General features: G+C 68.9%; 16 protein-coding genes and 1 pseudogene. 14 read left to right on the top strand and 3 right to left on the bottom strand.

What is annotated here, in order from left to right; genetic code table 11:
• The first annotated feature begins 293 nt into the window (after positions 1-293).
• Together ACFY0P_RS50685 and ACFY0P_RS50680 are read left to right on the top strand one after the other, a co-directional pair.
• Positions 294-980, top strand: a complete 687-nt coding sequence (locus tag ACFY0P_RS50685) for a sigma-70 family RNA polymerase sigma factor (RefSeq protein ID WP_388929286.1) — start codon at positions 294-296, stop codon at positions 978-980.
• Positions 977-1498 (top strand): MarR family winged helix-turn-helix transcriptional regulator, encoded by a 522-nt coding sequence (locus ACFY0P_RS50680; protein WP_388929285.1) that lies wholly within the window; start codon positions 977-979, stop codon positions 1496-1498. Before ACFY0P_RS50685 ends, ACFY0P_RS50680 begins: the two co-directional genes overlap by 4 nt.
• Here ACFY0P_RS50680 and ACFY0P_RS50675 read toward each other — a convergent pair.
• Positions 1488-2414 (bottom strand): alpha/beta fold hydrolase, encoded by a 927-nt coding sequence (locus ACFY0P_RS50675; RefSeq protein WP_388929284.1) that lies wholly within the window; start codon positions 2412-2414, stop codon positions 1488-1490. The genes ACFY0P_RS50680 and ACFY0P_RS50675 overlap by 11 nt on opposite strands.
• 161 nt (positions 2415-2575) lie before the next feature.
• Here ACFY0P_RS50675 and ACFY0P_RS50670 point away from each other — a divergent pair, with 161 nt between their 5' ends.
• The 3 genes from ACFY0P_RS50670 (at position 2576) to ACFY0P_RS50660 (ending at position 5577) form a co-directional block, all read left to right on the top strand.
• On the top strand, positions 2576-2842 hold the full coding sequence (locus ACFY0P_RS50670) for a WhiB family transcriptional regulator (RefSeq protein ID WP_388929283.1): 267 nt from the start codon (positions 2576-2578) through the stop codon (positions 2840-2842).
• A gap of 176 nt (positions 2843-3018) precedes the next feature.
• A complete protein-coding gene (locus tag ACFY0P_RS50665; protein WP_388929282.1) occupies positions 3019-4650 on the top strand; it encodes a cytochrome bc complex cytochrome b subunit in 1632 nt (543 codons plus the stop codon).
• 78 nt (positions 4651-4728) lie between these two features.
• Entirely contained in the window at positions 4729-5577 is an 849-nt protein-coding gene (locus tag ACFY0P_RS50660; protein WP_388929281.1) for an alpha/beta fold hydrolase, read from the top strand.
• Between the two features lie 107 nt (positions 5578-5684).
• Here ACFY0P_RS50660 and ACFY0P_RS50655 read toward each other — a convergent pair whose 3' ends face one another.
• Positions 5685-6746: a ferritin-like protein gene (locus ACFY0P_RS50655; RefSeq protein WP_388929280.1), complete on the bottom strand. Its 1062-nt coding sequence runs from the start codon at positions 6744-6746 to the stop codon at positions 5685-5687.
• 120 nt (positions 6747-6866) lie between these two features.
• Positions 6867-7439 (bottom strand): YceI family protein, encoded by a 573-nt coding sequence (locus ACFY0P_RS50650; protein WP_388929279.1) that lies wholly within the window; start codon positions 7437-7439, stop codon positions 6867-6869.
• Positions 7440-8051: 612 nt separating this feature from the next.
• On the opposite strand from ACFY0P_RS50650, the gene ACFY0P_RS50645 reads away from it, so the two are divergent.
• From ACFY0P_RS50645 to ACFY0P_RS50605, 9 genes and pseudogenes are all read left to right on the top strand, one after another.
• Positions 8052-8786 carry an alpha/beta fold hydrolase gene (locus ACFY0P_RS50645; RefSeq protein WP_388929278.1) on the top strand — a complete coding sequence of 245 codons (735 nt, stop codon included), beginning with the start codon at positions 8052-8054 and terminating at the stop codon, positions 8784-8786.
• A 224-nt stretch (positions 8787-9010) separates the two neighbouring features.
• Positions 9011-10243: an NAD(P)/FAD-dependent oxidoreductase gene (locus ACFY0P_RS50640; RefSeq protein ID WP_388929277.1), complete on the top strand. Its 1233-nt coding sequence runs from the start codon at positions 9011-9013 to the stop codon at positions 10241-10243.
• 221 nt (positions 10244-10464) lie between these two features.
• Complete coding sequence (locus ACFY0P_RS50635) at positions 10465-11331, top strand: sigma factor (protein WP_388929276.1); 867 nt, start codon at positions 10465-10467, stop codon at positions 11329-11331.
• 488 nt (positions 11332-11819) lie between these two features.
• Positions 11820-12377, top strand: a complete 558-nt coding sequence (locus ACFY0P_RS50630; RefSeq protein ID WP_388929275.1) for a hypothetical protein — start codon at positions 11820-11822, stop codon at positions 12375-12377.
• 513 nt (positions 12378-12890) lie between these two features.
• Positions 12891-14819, top strand: coding sequence for an N-acetylmuramoyl-L-alanine amidase (locus ACFY0P_RS50625; protein ID WP_388929274.1), 1929 nt, complete (start codon positions 12891-12893; stop codon positions 14817-14819).
• 168 nt (positions 14820-14987) lie between these two features.
• Positions 14988-15341 (top strand): antibiotic biosynthesis monooxygenase family protein, encoded by a 354-nt coding sequence (locus tag ACFY0P_RS50620; protein ID WP_388929273.1) that lies wholly within the window; start codon positions 14988-14990, stop codon positions 15339-15341.
• A 429-nt stretch (positions 15342-15770) separates the two neighbouring features.
• Positions 15771-16127, top strand: a complete 357-nt coding sequence (locus tag ACFY0P_RS50615) for a hypothetical protein (RefSeq protein WP_388929272.1) — start codon at positions 15771-15773, stop codon at positions 16125-16127.
• 79 nt (positions 16128-16206) lie between these two features.
• Positions 16207-17169: a transposase gene (locus ACFY0P_RS50610; protein WP_388929271.1), complete on the top strand. Its 963-nt coding sequence runs from the start codon at positions 16207-16209 to the stop codon at positions 17167-17169.
• 369 nt (positions 17170-17538) lie between these two features.
• A pseudogene (locus ACFY0P_RS50605) lies at positions 17539-18034 on the top strand (transposase); the annotation flags it as partial.

Here is an 18034-nt window from a genome sequence, read left to right as displayed (position 1 = left end):
GGGCCGGGGGGCGCGCCCCAGGGGCGTGGGGGCCCGGGGGCGGGCCCCGGAGGCGTCCGGGGCCAGGGGGTGGCAGGCCCCCGGGGGCCTGCGGGCCAGGGGGTGGGAGGCCCCGGCCACGTGGCGGCCACGGTACGACCACGGGGTGCCCCACGGTCTATCAGGGGCGCGGCAGTGCCCTTGTCGGCGCGAAGTTGGTGTCGGTGGCGAGGGAAGCCGCCGATCCCCAGCCAACAAAGGAGCCGATCGTGGACACATCTGTGGTCGCAATCCGGCAGAGTCCGCAGTCGGTGATGGTAACCATCACTGCCGCGCCCGTGGAACTCAAGGACGCGGTCTTCGTGTTCGGCCGCGTCCGGCCAGGTCTGCTCAAGATCGCCAACCGGATCCTCCGAGATCCCGGCGAAGCCGAGGACGTCATCCAGGAGGCGTGGCTGCGCTGGCAGGGCACGGACCGCACCGTCGTCGCCGACCCCGGTGCGCTGCTCCGCACGACGACCGTCCGGCTCGCCATCAACGTGCTGCAGTCGGCACGCAGACGCCGCGAGTCCAGTGCCACCCCCTGGCTGCCGGAGTCCACGGACACCGGGATGACGCCGGAGGCCCTGGCCGAACGCAAGGACTCGGTGGAGCATGCCGTCCTGCTGCTTCTGCAGACCCTGACCCCCAACCAGCGCGCTGCGTACGTGCTGCGCGAGGCGTTCGGCTATTCCTACGACCAGATCGGCGACCTGCTCCGCCTGTCCGTGGCGAACGCACGGCAGCAGGTCTCCCGCGCGCAGGACAGACTGAACAACCGGCGGCACCGGCAACACGTGGACGCGGCCACCCATCGGCGGCTCGTTCAGGCGATCTTCACCGCCGCCCGCACAGGAGACCTCGACCGCCTGGAGCACGTGCTGACCGGCCAGGACGCGCCGTACTCCGGCGAGGGGAGGGCCACACGCGACGGCGCGCCTTCCTACCGGGCCACCGCATGACCGGCACGTCGCACGGCGACGTGGTGTGCGAGGTGCGCGCCGACTCTGCCGACGATCGCACGCACTCCTGCGCGACCGACCGGTGGGACGCCCTCGACCGCCTCCACCGCCGCTTGCAGGGGACGGTGGAGCGGCGGCTGCGCAAGGAGACCGGGTTCGGGTTGAGTGAAGTACAGGCCCTGCGTTACTTGGGAAGGAGTTTTGCGGCGGACGCCGGCGCCGAATTCACGCGGCTCGGGGATGTGGCCGACGGGCTCGGCCTGAGTCAGTCCGCCACGAGCAGGTTGATGGCACGCCTGCGCCGACAGGGCCTGATCATTTCGAGCGCCGTCGGCCACGACCGGCGCGGCGTGCAGGTGCTGCTTACCCCGGCGGGGCACGCCGCGCTGCGCCGTACCGCGTCCCGCTATGAACAGGTCGTCCGGGACGCGGTACGCGATCTCAGCTCCCAGGAGGCGGATCCCCTCCTGTGGCGTTTCCTCATCGGCGAGAGCGACGCCCGCACGGTCATCCGTTGAGGAAGTCGCGCACTGCCGCCGTGAACTTCTCGGGACGCTCGATGTGCCCGAGATGGCCGGTCTCCTGCAGGATCACCAGCCGGGCGTCGGGAAGGAGCTGGTGCATCATGTGCGCCCAGCGCGGCCCGCAGATGAAGTCGTCGCCGCCGACCAGGACCAAGGTCGGGACGGTGAGACGGGGTAGTTCCTCGCGGACGTCGAACGGGGGCTCCACCCCCCAGGCCGGTGCCGCGAACATCCGCAGGGATGCCCGCCCCATGGCGAACTCCTCCTCGCGGCCCCAGTAGTCGTGGAAGTAGGCGGGCGAGATGGTGCGCAGCACCTTCGTCGCGCCCTCGTCGTCGGACTGGTCGAGTCGCGTGGTGAGACCCGCGACGTAGGTGGCCACTTCTGGCCGCTCGTCGGCGTGCCGCTGGACGAAGGTCTGCATGTTGGTCACGGCGGCCGCCCAGAACTCCTCCCCCGTCATCGGTGAGGTGTCGTACAGGACGAGGGACGCCAGGCGCTCGGGGTGGTCGAGGGCGTAGCGCTGCGCGACGAAGCCGCCGTGGGAGTGACCCAGGAGGGCCACCTTGGCGAGGCCCAGGTGCTCGATCACCGCGTGCAGGAAGTGGGTGTAGGTGGCGAGGGTGTAGTCGCGTGGGTCGGCCAGCCGGCCGGACTCGCCCGTGCCGACCGGCTCGAGGTAGACGACGGTCATGCTGCGCTCCAGCTCGAGCATGCGCAGGTACTCCCAGCCGATGCCCGGCCCTCCGGAGTGGGCGACGCACACCGGGCCGGTTCCGGCGACGTGGTAGCGCTGGTCGACGGCGGCCGTGCCGTGCTGGACGACGAGGGTGTGGGTGCCCGGGGAGAGCGGGTCCCGGGGATCGACGGCTGGGCTGGGTAGGGGCCTCGGGCCCTGTGTGGCGTTCACAACTCACAGATGGTGCGACGGCCCGGAGCCCCGCTCAAGACATTGTGTCTGTTGTCACACTGTATTTCACACCGTTGCTCTCCGCCATGGAATGTCACAGGAACTCCCTTCGGACGGTCAGACACATGAGAGGCATCCGCGACGAGTGAGGAGACGCTGCCATGAGTTGGCGCGAGAGAGCGGCCTGCCAGGATGTCGACCCCGACCTGTTTTTCCCCATCGGCACCGCGGGTCTGACGCTGGTCCAGATCGACGAGGCGAAGGCCGTGTGCACCCGGTGCCCCGTGCGGGAGCGGTGTCTGCAGTGGGCGCTGGACGGCGGGCAGGTCGAGGGCATCTGGGGCGGCACCACGGAGAGCGAGCGCCGCGCGATGCGACGACGCTCGGCACGTAAGGACGTCGAGCGGATCGGCGCGAAGGCGTCCTGACCCGGACAACCTCGGCTTGATCCCGTCTTGCGGTCATGTCACACCTTCACCACTTTCTCGGTCCCTTCTGGTGAGGGCAACGAACCCCGGTGCGGCCGCTCGTCGCCATGCACCGTTTCGTTGCGCAGACCCGGCCGCAAGGCGCTCCCGGTGATGTGTTGATGGTGGTAAATGACATGAGCGACGCAATCGAACCGGTCACTACGACGGACAGCCGCAGCGGTGACAAAATCGCCGGCTGGGCGAGAACACGGATGGGCATCGGGCCCACCACCACGACCGGCGCCCGCAGGGCCCGTCCGGAGCACTGGTCGTTCCTGCTGGGCGAGATCTGTCTCTACAGCTTCGTGGTCCTGGTCGTCACCGGCGTGTATCTCACGTTCTACTTCCATCCGTCGTCGAACGAGGTCGTCTACGAAGGCAGTTACGCTCCGCTGCGCGGCCAGTTGGTGTCCGAGGCGTTCGACTCGACGATGCACATCTCCTTCGACGTACGCGGCGGCCTGCTCATCCGTCAGGCCCACCACTGGGCGGCACTGATCTTTGTCGCCGCCCTGCTGGCCCACCTGATGCGTGTGTTCTTCACCGGCGCCTTCCGCAAGCCGCGCGAGCTGAACTGGATGGCCGGTTTCGGCCTGCTCGTCCTCGGCATGTTCGGTGGTCTGACCGGCTACGACCTCCCCGGCGACCTCCTGTCGGGGACCGGACTCGCCGTGGTGAACGGAACACTTCTGTCGGTACCGGTCGTCGGCACCCACCTGTCGATGTTCCTGTTCGGCGGCGAGTTCCCCGGGCACGACCTGGTGCCCCGCTTCCACGTGATCCATGTCCTGGTCATTCCGGCGCTGATGCTGGCGCTCGTCGCCTTCAACGCCTTCCTCGGGCACCGGCACCGGCACACCCAGTACCCGGGACCCGGCCGTACGGAGCGAAACGTGGTCGGCCTGCCCATGCAGGTGTACGTGGTCAAGGCGGGTGGCTATTTCTGCATGGTCGCCGGGGTCGTCTTCACCCTCGCCGCGATCGCCCAGATCAACCCGGTCTGGGAGTTCGGCCCCTATCGCGCCGATCAGGTCTCCGCGGGATCCCAGCCCGACTGGTACATGGGCATCGCCGACGGGCTGCTGCGTGTCATGCCCGGGTGGGAGGTGAACTTCTGGGGCCACACCCTGGCCCTGGACAATCTGATCCCTCTCCTCGCCGGCTTCGGCCTCTTCCTCGTCATGGGCGCCTACCCGTTCATCGAGGCCTGGGTCACCGACGACGACCGCGAACACCACCTGCTGGAACGGCCACGCAACCGGCCCGTGCGCACCGCGTTCGGCGTGGCATGGCTCGGCGTCTACCTGGTGGCTCTGCTCGGAGCCGCAAACGACATCATCGCCGTGACCTTCCACATGTCGGTCAACACGATCACCTGGACAGTCCGCATCGCCCTGTTCGTCGTACCGGTCGTCCTCTTCCTCGTGACCAAGCGCATCGCCTTGGGTCTGCAACGCCGCGATCGCGACAAGGTCCTGCACGGCCGCGAGACAGGCGTCATCAAGCGCCTGCCGCACGGCGAGTACGTCGAGGTGCACCAGCCCCTCGACCCTTACGAACTCCACGCCCTCACGGCACACGAGCAGTACCGGCCCCTCGACCCGGGACAACGCGACGCAGACGGCCACGCGAGCGGCAAGGCGCGACGGCTGCGCGCGCGGCTCAGCCGCGCCTTCTACGGCGAGGGGACGCAGATCCTCAAGCCCACCGTCCAGGAGTACAAGGAAATCACCGGCGAACACCACTCCACCAGCAAAATGGACTAGGAGACATAAAGTGTCACACCCCCGACACGCACACGGTCCTTGAACGTGATAGCACACCGTTTCCCGAAAGGGCCTCCCATGAACCGCAGTTCCACCTACCAGCGGGTCCGCATCCCCCTCTCCCTGCTGGCCACCGCCTCCGTCGCCACCGCCCTCATCGCCACAGCGGTCGCCCCCGCCCACGCGGACAAGACCACGTCCGCACCGGACAGCGAGAAGAAGCCCACGGTGGTGCTGGTGCACGGCGCATTCGCCGATTCCACCAGCTGGAACGGGGTCATCAGGAGGCTGAGGCACGAGGGCTACCCCGTCGTCGCCGCGGCCAACCCGCTGCGCGGGCTCGACAACGACGCCTCCTACCTCAAAGAGGTCCTGGCCGGCATCGACGGCCCGGTGGTCCTGGCCGGACACTCCTACGGCGGATCGGTGATCAGCGACGCCGCCCACAACGCCGACAACGTCAAGGCCCTGGTGTTCGTCGCCGCCTTCCTCCCCGAAAAGGGAGAGAGCGCGGTCGAGTTGTCGGGCAAGTTCCCCGGCAGCACCCTCGGCGACGCGCTGCACTCCGTGCCGGTCACCCTGCCGGATGGCTCCCGCGACGCGGACCTGACCATCGAACCGAGCAAGTTCCACCAGCAGTTCGCCGCTGACGTCCCCCGCAACACCACGGACCTCATGGCCGTCACGCAGCGTCCGATCAGCAATGCCGCGCTGGCGGACGACGCCTCCGAGCCCGGCTGGAAGAACATCCCGTCCTGGGCCGTGGTCGCCACCCAGGACCGCAACATCCCGGCGCAGGCCCAGATCTTCATGGCACAGCGCGCGCACGCCCACATCACGCGCGTACGAGCTTCACACGCCGTGAGTGTCTCCCACCCCGCCGACGTCGCCAGGGTGATCGAGGCAGCCGCTCGGACCGTGCGCTGACCCACCGGTGCCGCGGGTCAGGGGGCGTGCAGGCTCCGCCCCCTGACCCTCGCACACATGGTGGCCCCCTGGACCGTCGGTCCAGGGGGCCACCATGTGTGCGAGGGTCAGCCGCGGTCTTCCGGAGCGACGTAGTCGAAGGTCGGGCCCGCGGTCAGGCCCTCGCCGTCGGGCATCGACATCAGGCTCTGTGCCTGCCCCTTGAGCGCGTACATCGTGCCCACCGACACCCCGAGCATCGCGGGATTACCGTTGAACGCCTGCTCCAGGAGCTGCAGCAGCTTGCCGTACGCGATGTTGAACGTCTCCTGCGCCGTGCGGATCGCGCTGCCCTCCGGATGGTCCTCCAGCTTCGGGTTGGGCCGCATCGGGCGCACCCCGGCGGGGTCGACGGTGAGCGTCTCGCCGGTGGGCCCTGTCTCCGGTGTGTCCCCCGGCTGGTAGCGCCGGCCCTGTGCGAGCTCCTGGAAGCGGTAGTAGTGCGAGACCGCCTTGGTCTGCGGGTGGAACATGTCCATGTCCCCGTCCCACACGTCGACGCGTGCCGCACCCTCGCCCTGCTCCACGATCTCCTCCAGGGCGGAGAGCGCCGAGGCGAGGTCGGTGACCGGGCTCAGCCGCCCGCCGGTGTGCCCGAAGGGTCCTGCGGCCACCTGGCGGGCCGGATCACCGGTGAAGACCTGTTCCTCGCCGAGCTCGGCGCACAGGTGTCGCAGCCCCTTCTCGATCGCGTCGTAGAACTGGCCGATCGTCATGTAGGCGTCGCCCTCGGCCGGGTCGCCCGGGTGAGCGGGTTGTTCGAGGCGGAGGAACATGGTGAGCGCCTCTTGACCGAACGGCAGTAGGGACAGCTGCATGGAGGGGTCGGCGTGCGGCATGGGCCGCGGATGCGGCGACAGTATCTGCGGGGTGTCGACGCGAGGTTGCCCGCCGACCGCGTTCAGGAGGTTCGCCACCAGCGCGAGGTGGATCATCTCCTCGACGAACACGCTGCTGACCACTTCGACGGCGTGGGCGTTCCGGTCGGGGTCGAGGGAGTAGAGGGCTGTGAGGTAGGGCGGCAGCGTGGCGTGTTCCAGCTCGATGGCCCACTGCAGGTGCTCTCGCAGGCCCTCCATCGTCGTGATCGAGCGGAACCGGGGCTGGCCTGTGGGGTCTTGATGATTCATGGGGGTCTCACCTTGGTTTCGTGCGTACGGTTCGGCCGCGGTTGCGGACCGACCTGTGGTCACCGGCATCGCTGCCGGCGGGGACCGCGCGGTGCGGTCGGTGTTGTGGCGCGGGGTGGGTCAGGCGGCATGCGAGCGGGAGCGGCGGACGGCGGAGATGTCGAAATTGAGCCTGACCTTGTCGCTGATGAGGACGCCGCCGCTTTCATCGGGCGTGTTCCCGCCCAGCCCCCAGTCGGAGCGGCGCACCAGGGCGGTGCCGGAGAAGCCGACACGATGGTCTCCGCTCTCGTCCTGCGTGGCCCCGTCGAAGGCGAGGTGGATGTGGAGAGGGAGTTCGACGTCCTTGATCCTGAGGTGGCCCATCAGACGGAACTGGCCGTCTCCGCGGTCGGCGAGGCTGGCGGAGCGGAAGACCATCAGCGGATAGGTGGCGGCGTCGAGGAAGTCCGGACCCGCGAGATGGATGTCCCGGTCAGGACTGCTGGTGTCGATACTGCCGGTCTGGACGCTCAAGTAAGCCTCAGAGCGGCTGAGTTGGTGCCCGTCCAGCTTGACCAGCCCTTCGAACGCGCCGAAGCGCCCGCGCACGTTCGCGATCATGGCGTGCCGGACGGAGAAGCCGATGGTGCTGTGTGCCGGGTCGATGGTGTAGACACCTGTCAGCGCTGGGTACAGGACGACGGTCGACATATGTGGGTCCTTGCGATGCTTGGTCACGACGATCAGTCGTTGCGAGCCGTCGCCGTGTGCCTGCCGATGGTGGAGCGGACCGCAGCCGAGGAGTCCCGGGCAAGGTCCGCAGAAGGACAGACCGGTGAGGGCCCGGGCGTGTGACACCGGGCCTGCCACCGGGAAGGCGTTCTGTGTGCCACAGCGTGCCGAGGGGGAAACGAGCCGCCGGGACGAAGCGCTTCGGTGACGGCGGGGTGGAGCCGTCGGCGCGAGGAAGGATCGAGGCACGCCGGGGGGTTGTGGCAGACCGCGACACCCGCGACACCGGGCAGGCCGGTCTCCGGGAGGTGCAGGGGTGGACGGTGATCCGCTCGCGCACGTCGGCGGGCAAGGACGGGAGCCGGGTCATCAGGGCGGCGCGCATGGACCGCGCGTGTCCGGAGGGCGCACTCGTCGGATGCGCGGGCGAACGGGACGAAAGCGAGTACATCCCCCCACGTGACAGGTCCGGCGTCGACCTGCGATGAGGGCCGTGACACTGTGTGCCACTATGTTGGGTGCAAACGACGCAGCACATGATGCGCGTCGTCTCGGCCCGCCGCGGCCCCTATCACGAGGGATGTACCGACCATGCCCGCCATCCTCATCCACGGCGTTCCTGACACCCACCGCGTGTGGAACGGCGTACGCCTTCACCTGACCCGCTCCGACGTCGAGGCCTGGGACCTGCCCGGATTCGGCACCCCCCGCCCCACCGGCTTCGGCTCCAGCAAGGAGGAGTACGTCGACTGGCTCGTCGAACGCCTCGAGCGCGTCGGCGAGCCGGTGGACCTGGTCGGTCATGACTGGGGCTGCATCCTCACCGCCCGCGTCGCCTCCCTCCGCCCCGACCTGGTGCGCACCTGGGCCGGCGGCAACGGGCCCATCAGTTCCCGCTACGTCTGGCACCCGCTGGCCGAGACCTGGCAGGACCCCGTCGCCGGCGAGCGGTTCATGGCCGAACTGAACCTTGGGTCCTTCGCGAAGGACCTGGTGAACGGCTTCGACGCGCCCGCCGAACCGGTGGAGGAGATGGTCCGGCACGTCGACGGCACGATGAAGGACAGCATCCTGCGGCTGTACCGGTCCGCCGTGACCATGGGGACGGAGTGGGAACCGGCCCTGTCGAACGTCACCGCACCTGCGCTGGTGTTCTGGGGCGAGCGCGACCCGGCCTGCCAGATCGAGTTCGGCGACGAACTCGGCGCCGCCCTGCGGGCCACCCGCGTCCTCCATCTCGACTGCAACCACTGGACGGTGCTGGAGCGGCCCGCGGAGGTGGCCGACGCCCTCGAGGCGCACTGGGCGCAGGGCACCGGACGCTAGCCCGCGCCGGCAAGCGACGGGAGGCGCGGATCTGCGGACCGCCTCGGCCACGGTCGTGGAACACGGACGTCGTCCGCGCCCTCGTCGCACTGCTCCGCTCTGCCCTCGCAGGCCCTCACGCTGCCTCCGCGGCGCGGACCGGTGTCACAACCTGCAGGTTCTCACGGTCCCTCCGCACGAGGGCACACCAGTGTCCGGTGCGCGCGAGCGGAGACGGGAACATCATGTCGCGAGAAAACGGGTTCGTGATTGTCGGGGGCGGCCTCGCCGCGGGCAAGGCCGCCGAGGAACTCCGGCAACAGGGCTACGACGGCCCGCTCGTCATCATCGGGGACGAAGCGGAGCGCCCCTACATCCGACCGCCGCTGTCCAAGGGGTACCTGCTGGGCAAGGAGGACCGCGAGTCCATATTCGTGCATCCCGAGAACTGGTACCGCGAGCACGACGTCGACCTGATGACCGGAACGCGCGTGACGGCCGTCGACGCACACACCCGCCAGGTCGAACTCACCGGCGGACGCCGGATGTCCTACACCAAGCTGCTCCTGGCGACCGGATCGACTCCCCGCCGGCTGACAGTGCCCGGGGCGGACGTGGACAACGTGCTGTACCTGCGCCGTGTGGGAGACAGCGAGCGGCTCAAGGCCGCCTTCACCCCCGGGGCCCGGATCGTGGTCGTCGGCGGCGGCTGGATCGGCTTGGAGACCGCCGCGGCGGCCCGGACGGCCGGGGCGCTGGTGACCATCCTGGAGCACTCCGAGCTGCCGTTGCTGAAAGTACTCGGCCGGGAGGCGGCCGAGGTCTTCGCCGACCTGCACCGGGATCAAGGGGTCGTCCTGCGGCCCCACGCCGCCGTCGAGCGCATCACCGGTGACGGCACCCGCGCCGACGGCGTCCAGCTCGCCGACGGAACCCGACTGCCTGCCGACGCCGTGGTGGTGGGCATCGGCATCACCCCCAACGTCCAGCTCGCCGAGGCCGCGGGACTGGAGGTGCGCAACGGCATCGTCACCGACGAGCGTCTGCGCACCTCGGCCAAGGACGTGCACGCCGCGGGGGACGTCGCCAACGCCTACCATCCCCGGCTCGGCCGGCATCTGCGGGTGGAGCACTGGGCCAACGCCCTGCACCAGCCCCGCACGGCGGCATTGGCCATGCTCGGCAAGGAGGCCGCGTACAACCGGCTGCCGTACTTCTACACCGATCAGTACGACCTCGGGATGGAGTACACGGGTTACACCGAGCCCGGTGATTACGACCGCGTCGTCTTCCGCGGGAATCCGGCCGAGCGGCGGTTCGTCGCCTTCTGGTTGGCCGGTGGCCGGGTCCTGGCAGGCATGAGTGTGAACGTGTGGAACGCCATCGACTCCGTCCGCGCCCTCGTCGAGTCCGGTGCCTCCGTGGCGGACGCGGGCCTGTCCGATCCCGACGTGCCGCTCGACAGCCTTCTGCCCTGACGACCGCTGCGAAGGTGACCGCGGCTCGCCGGAGCAGGGGGAGGTGCCGCTGCGTACGACCGGGAACCGTGTCACATGATCTGTCCCTGTCCGGTCAGCAGTGCATCCGTACGACCCGCCGGACGAAAGCGGACTGCCCTTTCCCGGGAGCCGCGGCGGACATCGGCCTGAATCAGGGGTGGCACCGCCTTGTCGGGTGCTGTGCGAAGGGGTGATGCCAGATGGACCGGGAACAGGACGACGAGACGGTGCCGATCGCGGAACTGCTCGACGAGCGACGGCGGCTGCTCAACGTGGCCTACTGGATGCTGGGCCGGAAGCAGGATGCCGACGACGTCGTGGCGGAGACCTACCGGCGCTGGTACGGCCTGTCCGACGACCACAGGACCCACATCGCCGAACCCCGGTCCTGGCTGGTGAAGACCGTCGGCGGCATCTGTCTGGAGCGCTTGGCGCCGACCGGGCGGTCGCACCCAGGCCCGGTTGGCGCGGCGCCCCCTCATGACCTGGACGAAGAGGTGAGCCAGGCCCTTCTCGATGCGCTGGACACGCTGTCACCGGCCGAGCGGGCCGTATTCGTCCTCAACGACGTGTTCGGGATGGCTCCGGGGACGGTCGCCGCCATTGTCGGACAGACGGAACAGGAATGCGGCGAACTCGCCGCCCGGGGCCGGCACAGCCTTCGGACCAGGTGGGCACACCCCACCACACCGCGGCAGCACGACCGTGTGGTGCGAGCGGTCCAACAGGCCTGCGTGGCGGAGAACCCCGACTGCCTGAGGTCTCTGCTGGCACCGGACGCCACCGTGTTCCTCGACGGAGGCGGCAAGGTCAGAACCTTGACCCGGCCCGTCCACGGCGCACGGCGCGTCACTCGCAGCCTGCTCACCCTCCTGGCCGGGCGCCCCGGCACCACACTGCACTGCCAGTCCGTCAACGGCCGCACCGGGATAGTGGTGCGCTACGGCGACGAGGTCGCCGCGGTCATCAGTCTTGACGTCGCGGGTGACCACGTCGTGCAGATCTGGGCGGTCCTCAACCCTGACAAGCTCCGCCACTGGAACCGGGCGGCCACGCAGGAGAAATGAGGACATCGCATGGGCCAAGACCTCGATCCGCGTGCCACCGGCGTCTTTCTGACCGCGGAAGCGGCCCTTCTCGAGGCACGGATCCGCATCCTTCAAGAAGCGATTGACGAGGTCAGCACCCGCATCGAACGATCAACAAAGCGACTGCGCCGCCTTCGCGAGCAGTCCCATGGGAATCCGGCCGAACGCCCGAGGAATCGCCGACCACGGCCGATCCCGCCCTCCCCGACCCGGAGTCCCGTCACGAACGACCCGAGCGCTCCGCACCCTGTCCACACCGCCGAGGTGCCGCTCACCAAAGGGTGAAGACAGTGGCAGGCACCTCATTCGACGATGGCCTCGCATCACCATCTTTTACATCTTCCGGGTTCGGAACTCGTACGCTGTGACATACACTGCACCCACACACATCCCCGGGTCCGAGCCGAGCGGCACCGCGGCTGACTTCAGCGAGGCGCGGCACGGAGGGTTGAGGATGAGAGGAAGACATGGTCTCGGCAACTCGCGCAGCGCATGAGATTGAGGTCACTGCGGAGAGCCTCCAGGAGGACCTCGCCCGCCTGGAGATTCAGAAGCGGGCACTGGAGAGGGAACTGGCCGCCGTGGCCGCCCACCTCGACTCCGTCCAGCGCGCCCTGAGCGCCCTGACGGTCCTGATGGCCGAGCCGTCCGGCCGCCGCGCCACCGAGCAACCCGAGCAACCCGAACAGCCGAAGGCCGACACTCCGGCCGTCGCGCCCGCCCGCACGACGCGGAAGCAGGCCGCACCGCGACAGGAGGCGCCCACGCAGAAGGAGAAGCCGGCGCCCTCCTCGCGTGCGGAGGCCGACGAACAGCGCAGCTACGGCGCGCTCACTGAACAGATCCTGGAGTACTTCGCCGGCGTCGGTGACGCGGAGGTCCGCGCGCGCGACGTGGCCGCGGCGCTCGGCCGAGACACCGACTCCGGGAGCATCAATGCGGTGCGCAGCACACTCGACCGACTGGTCGGCACCTCCCGCGTACGCCGGGCCGGCCGCGGTCTCTACCGCGCCCAGAAGTCCTGAGCGGACCTCCTTCGGCTCCGAGCACTCACAGTCATGCAGTTGCCTCGGGCGCCTGCTCGCGGGGGTTCGCGCAGGCGCCCGAGGCACGCACCCGCTGACGGACGGTCCGCGGGTGGGCGAGCGATCCCACACCGGCACCTAAGCATTGGCACACGGTGTCGAGTTGCTGTGAAAAGTGTATAGCACTCCACACTGTCTATGAATCCAGCGTCCCGCTACCGGCCCCGCATGGACGCATAGGACCACGCCTGGTCCCTCACCTTCGCGGCAATCCCTCCCCCGCCGGAACTCTCCGACAACTTGTGTTCCCGAAAAGGCCGTTAAGCCCTTTCTGTGCAGCTCAGTCACAACACACGTGTGACGGAAGCAGTTACTCTTTCCGTGGCCACTGCAGCAAACATGGCCCTATAGTCATCCCCGCATCGAGTTGCCGCCCGGGCCTTCCCCCCCCACGAGCGGCCATGCCGCCGGCGCACCTTGATGCCCATGTTTCTTCCTCTGAGGAGCATCACCTTGCACAGAAGAAAGAAGGCTCTTGGCGTGCCCGTCGGCATCGCCGTGAGCGCGTTGGTCGCGGGCTCCCTGCTCACCCTGCCCGGCCACGCACTCGCCGACGCCCCGAGCGCGACCGCGGACTCCCGCCAACAGGCGCTGCTGGCAGCTGCCAAGGAGTTCGACATCCCGTCGAGCGTGCTGCTCGCCCTCTCCCACCAGGAGTCGGCATGGGAGGGCCACGGCGCCTTGCCGAGCACCGACGGCGGTTACGGGCCAATGAACCTCACGGACGTCACTCCCACCATACTGGCGGGCGGTGCCGCGGGCGCGGCGGGCCGCACCGACCTCGACTTCCTCTCCGCGGACCCCGCCCTGCACACCCTGCGCCAGGCGGCCGAGCTGACCGGGCTGTCCGTCAAGTCCCTGCGCGAGGACGACACCGCGAACATCCGCGGGGGTGCCGCCCTGCTCGCCTCGTACGAGAAGGAGCTGGTCGGGGCGACCCCCGCGGACCCCTCCCAGTGGTACGGAGCCGTGGCCCGGTACAGCCAGGCCAAGCAGAAGCAGGCGGCTGCCTCCTTCGCCGACCGCGTCTTTCGCACCATCCGCAGCGGCGCCTCGGCGACGACCCAGGACGGCCAGCGCGTACGTCTGGCTGCCGGACCTACCGTCAATCCCGCCCGGGAGCAGATCAACTCCTTGCGTCTGAAGTCCTCTTCGACGACGGCCGCCACCGAATGCCCGCCGACCGTCGCCTGCACTTTCGTCGCCGGATCACCGGTCGGCCGTCAGGTCGCCGACCGACCGACCAACGGCATCCGCATCGACACGATCGTCATCCATGACCTGGAGTCCACTTACGACGCCGGCGTGGCGGGCCTGGCGAACCCCACGAACCCGGGCGCGACCCACTACGTGATGTCCTCGACCGGCGCGGTCACTCAGATGGTGCCCACCAAGGACATCGCCTTCCACGCGGGGAACTACTCGACCAACCTGCACTCGATCGGCATCGAGCACGAGGGGTACGCCGCGCACGGCGCCGCCTGGTACTCGGAGGCGCAGTACCAGTCCACGGCGGACCTGGTGAAGTACCTGGCCGATCGGTTTGACATCCCGCTGGACCGGCAGCACATCATCGGCCATGACAACGTTGCCGGGCCCAACTCCGCCCTGGTCTCCGGTATGCACTGGGACCCGGGTTACGCCTGGGACTGGAACCACTTCATGAGCCTGCTCGACGCCCCTGTCAGCGGCGTGTCCGAGGTGCCGCAGACCGGCTCCGTCGTGTCGATCAAGCCGTCCTTCGCGGACAACGTGCAAACCCTCCAGATCTGCCCCTCCGACGACCCGACCGGCCAGACGACCACCTGCACCGAGCAACAGCACCCGACCAACTTCGTCTACCTGCACACCGCCCCGAGCGAAACGGCCCCGCTCTTCGGCGACCAGGCGATCCACGGCACCGCGCCCGGCACCGACCGGGTGAACGACTGGGGCAGCACGGCTCAGGCCGGGCAGCAGTTCGTCGTCGCGGACGTCCGGGACGACTGGACCGCGATCTGGTTCAGCGGTGCGAAGGTGTGGTTCCACAACCCCGGCGGCGTCAACACCCGTACCAGCTACGGAGTGAAAATCATCAAGCCCGCGGGCACCGCTCCCGCGTCCCTCTACGGCTCCAGCTACCCCGACAAGGCCGAGTACCCGGCCGGCCTGGGCGCCTCCACGCAGGCACCGCTGAACATGTACGACATCCCGACCGGACAGGCATACGTGGCCACGCGGGAAGCGGCCGCCACCGACGATTACTTCCCCTCCAGCGGAGCGGTGGTCATCGGAGGCAAGAAGATGTACACCATCCAGTACAACCACCGTGTCGCCCTGGTCTACGCGAACGACGTCACCGCGACCACAGCCGTCCACCACTGGGAGAACGACGGCAGCTGATGCTGCCGTCCCGGTAGTTGACCGACCCGAAAGGGCCCTCACGCGACGTGCCTTCGGGCAACCTCGCATGAGGGCCATCTCCTTGTCTGTTCCGCCCTCACCGACTCGGGCTCACGTCGGCACCCGCCGACCGGTCACAGACGCAAGGCGTCGTCGGTCAATAGGGGCATGAGCCATTCCCTCGAATCGAAGACCAGCACCGACGGGCCTGTCACCGTCATCAAGAGCTACACCGTGCCGACGGACGAAGCCGACCACTTCACCGTCGTGTACCAGGAGAACGCCCGGATCATGGCGGCCCAGCCCGGCTTTCTCCGCTCCCGCCTGCACCGGCCCCTCACCGAAGGCCCGGAGACCCGCTTCGTCCACGTCGCGGAGTGGGCGTCGGGGACCGCGCTCGACAAGGCCACCGACAATCCCGAGTGGCATGCCTCGCTGCAGCGCATGTTCGACGACCCCGACCTGCACATCACCTCAGAACCGGCGAGCTATCGCGTCGTCGTCGAACTCCACCCCTCCTGACAGCGCGTCACTCGGCATCCTGACCTCGAGGGGTACTTCGGTCATCTGCAGCTTGCCGACGTGCTGGGCGTCGGCCCACCAAAGAGCAGGCGTCTTCTTGCGGACCGGGGCCGCCTCCCTCCCGCAGGGGGAGCCGCGGCAGACCTTGTCCTCGCGGCCGGTTCGCGCGGCGTCCGGCTTTCACCCACCCCATGGCCGCGAGGACGGCCCCCAACAGGGCCCGCGCGCTGAAGCAGCGCGCGGGCCCTCACAGAAGGGCGTTGCCGGTCAAGCACGGCCGTCCCTTGGACTACCCAGTCAGCGAAGTGCCGACGGACCGCCCATGCACAATCCGCCATCCCGCCCGCCGATGAACTGCGCGGCCCGGATGCCGAGCCCGGCGTTGTGTGCGCTGACCTGCTTCCGGTCCTGGCGGGGCATCATGCACCATTGCTGGCTGTGCTCATCGCGCTCGGCGTCTCGCTCTCGGGCGTGACGGCCCGGATGACGCCGGCGTGCAGTCATGGCAATATGGCGGCGCTGGCCTTCCTCTTGCGCTCGCCATCAGATAACGGTCTGCTGGCCGCCGCGAGGGGTGTGCTCGGCATCGGCATCGGCATCGGCCGATTCTCAGCCGCCATGCCGCCCGGTCACACCTTACTGTCTACTCGACGAATGGGCCGCCATCCCGCACCGCTCGATCTGCCCCAGGCCGTTACACCTGCGGCACGGTGCGAGCGGCTTCGCCCAGCACAACAGCGCGTAGCCGATGAGCCCCAGCAGCAAAGTCATAGCGGTGAGCATTAGCTTGACTCTGTCGGGGATCTTGAAGTTCTCCGGTGCGGCAGCATGGTCGACGGGCATGCTCGGGTAGTTCCGCCGTCCGATGAAGCTGTCGAGGTACCCGTTGTCCCTGCGCCCCCGTTCCGGTGAGCACGTTCCGCCTCTGACTGCGCAGATCGCGCGGGCGAGCAACCCGGGTGGTACGACGGCGATATGGGTGCGTGACCGGCTGGACGGGCTGTGGCGCGACGAGGACTTCGCCGACTGGTATCCCAGGGACGGACGTCCAGGGCTTTCGCCCGCTCAGCTGGCCACCGTCTGTGTGCTGCAGTTTCTGCTCGGTCTGTCGGACCGGCAGGCCGCCGAGGCGGTCCGCTGTCGCATCGACTTCAAGTACGCCATGGCCTTGGAACTGGATGATCCCGGCTTCCACCACAGCGTGCTGGGCGACTTCCGCGACCGTCTCACCGGGGACGGCCGTGCCGACCGCCTCCTCGACCTCGCGCTGGCCCGCCTCAAGGAGGCCGGCCTGGTGCGCGAGCGCAGCACGCAGCGCACCGACTCCACCCACGTCCTGACCGCGGTGCGTGACCTGACCCGCCTGGAGATGGTCACCGAGGCGGTCCGCGCCGCACTCGAGGAAGTCGCCGGCACCTCCCCTCACTTGCTCCACGGGCTCGTCGACGAGGACTGGGGACTCCGCTACGGCCTGCCGGTCCGCCTGGGCAAGAACCCCACCAAGCCCATGACCAGGATTCTCGCCGCCGGAGACGGCGGCGTCCGGCTCCTGGAACATCTCTACCGGCACGGAGGGCACCGCACGTCCGGTCCCCGAGTCCAGGCCCTGCGCCAGATCATGGTGCAGAACTACCACCGTGACGCCGCAGGGCGTCTGCGATGGCGCACCACCGAGAAGGAAGGCGGGCCCGGGCTGCCGCCCTCGTCCCGGGCGATCGTCTCGCCCTACGACACCTCGGCCCGCTACGCACGGCACGGACACATCATCAGCTGGAAGGGGTTCGCTGCCCATCGGACCGAGACCTGCGCATCCGACGGCCCAACGTGATCACGGACCTCGCCACCACCCACGGCAGCCGGGTCCTGCCCGGCATCCACACCCGCCTGGCGCGTCGCGGGCTGCTGCCCGCCGAGCACCTGGTCGACGCCGGCTACACCTCCCTGCCCCACCTGGAACAAGCCGCCCGTGAACACCAGGTCATCGTCTCCGGACCGCTGAAGAGCAACCCCACGCACCAGCACCGCCGAGGCGAGGGCTTCGCCCGGGACGACTTCCACATCGACTACGACCGTCAGCAGGTCACCTGTCCCCAGGGACAGGTCAGCGCGGGCTGGCACGGCCCCTACCCGACCTCCTCGCCCACCGCGGCCCCACTGATCGTGGCACGGTTCACCAAGAGCCAGTGCTCAGTGCCGCCCCTGCCCTGCACGCACCCAGTGCACCAGCACCGCCGACAGCGCCCGCACCGTGGGCTTTCCCCCGCGCGAGCTCCGCGACCTGCAACTCCGCGTCCGCGCCGAGCAGCAGACGCCCGAATGGAAGGCCCGATACGCGGTCCGCTCCGGAGTGGAGGGCACGGTCAACGAGTTCGCCCACGGACACGGCATGCGCCGCTGCCGCTACCGAGGACAGAGCAAAGCCCACGTCCAACACGTCCTGACGGCCATCGCCATCAACATCGAGCGCCTCAGCGGTATCCCACCAACCGAGAAGGCACCCCCTTCCCGACGACCGACCGCCTTTCAGAGCTACCTCGACCGGTGCGGGATCTCCAGGCCAAAATCCTGGTGCACCCTGGGCACCTGGCCTCGGCAACTCCAAGAGTCGGGTGGCCCGGGGGAATCTCACCCCCGGGCTCCCACGGAACGGAGCGTGACAATCTCTCGTCACTCCGCTCTTGTCATCCTGGTCA

Origin of the sequence: Streptomyces sp. NPDC001714, assembly GCF_042892755.1 — a bacterium.
Lineage (GTDB): Bacteria > Actinomycetota > Actinomycetes > Streptomycetales > Streptomycetaceae > Streptomyces.
This window is presented reverse-complemented; position numbering and strand designations above follow the sequence as displayed.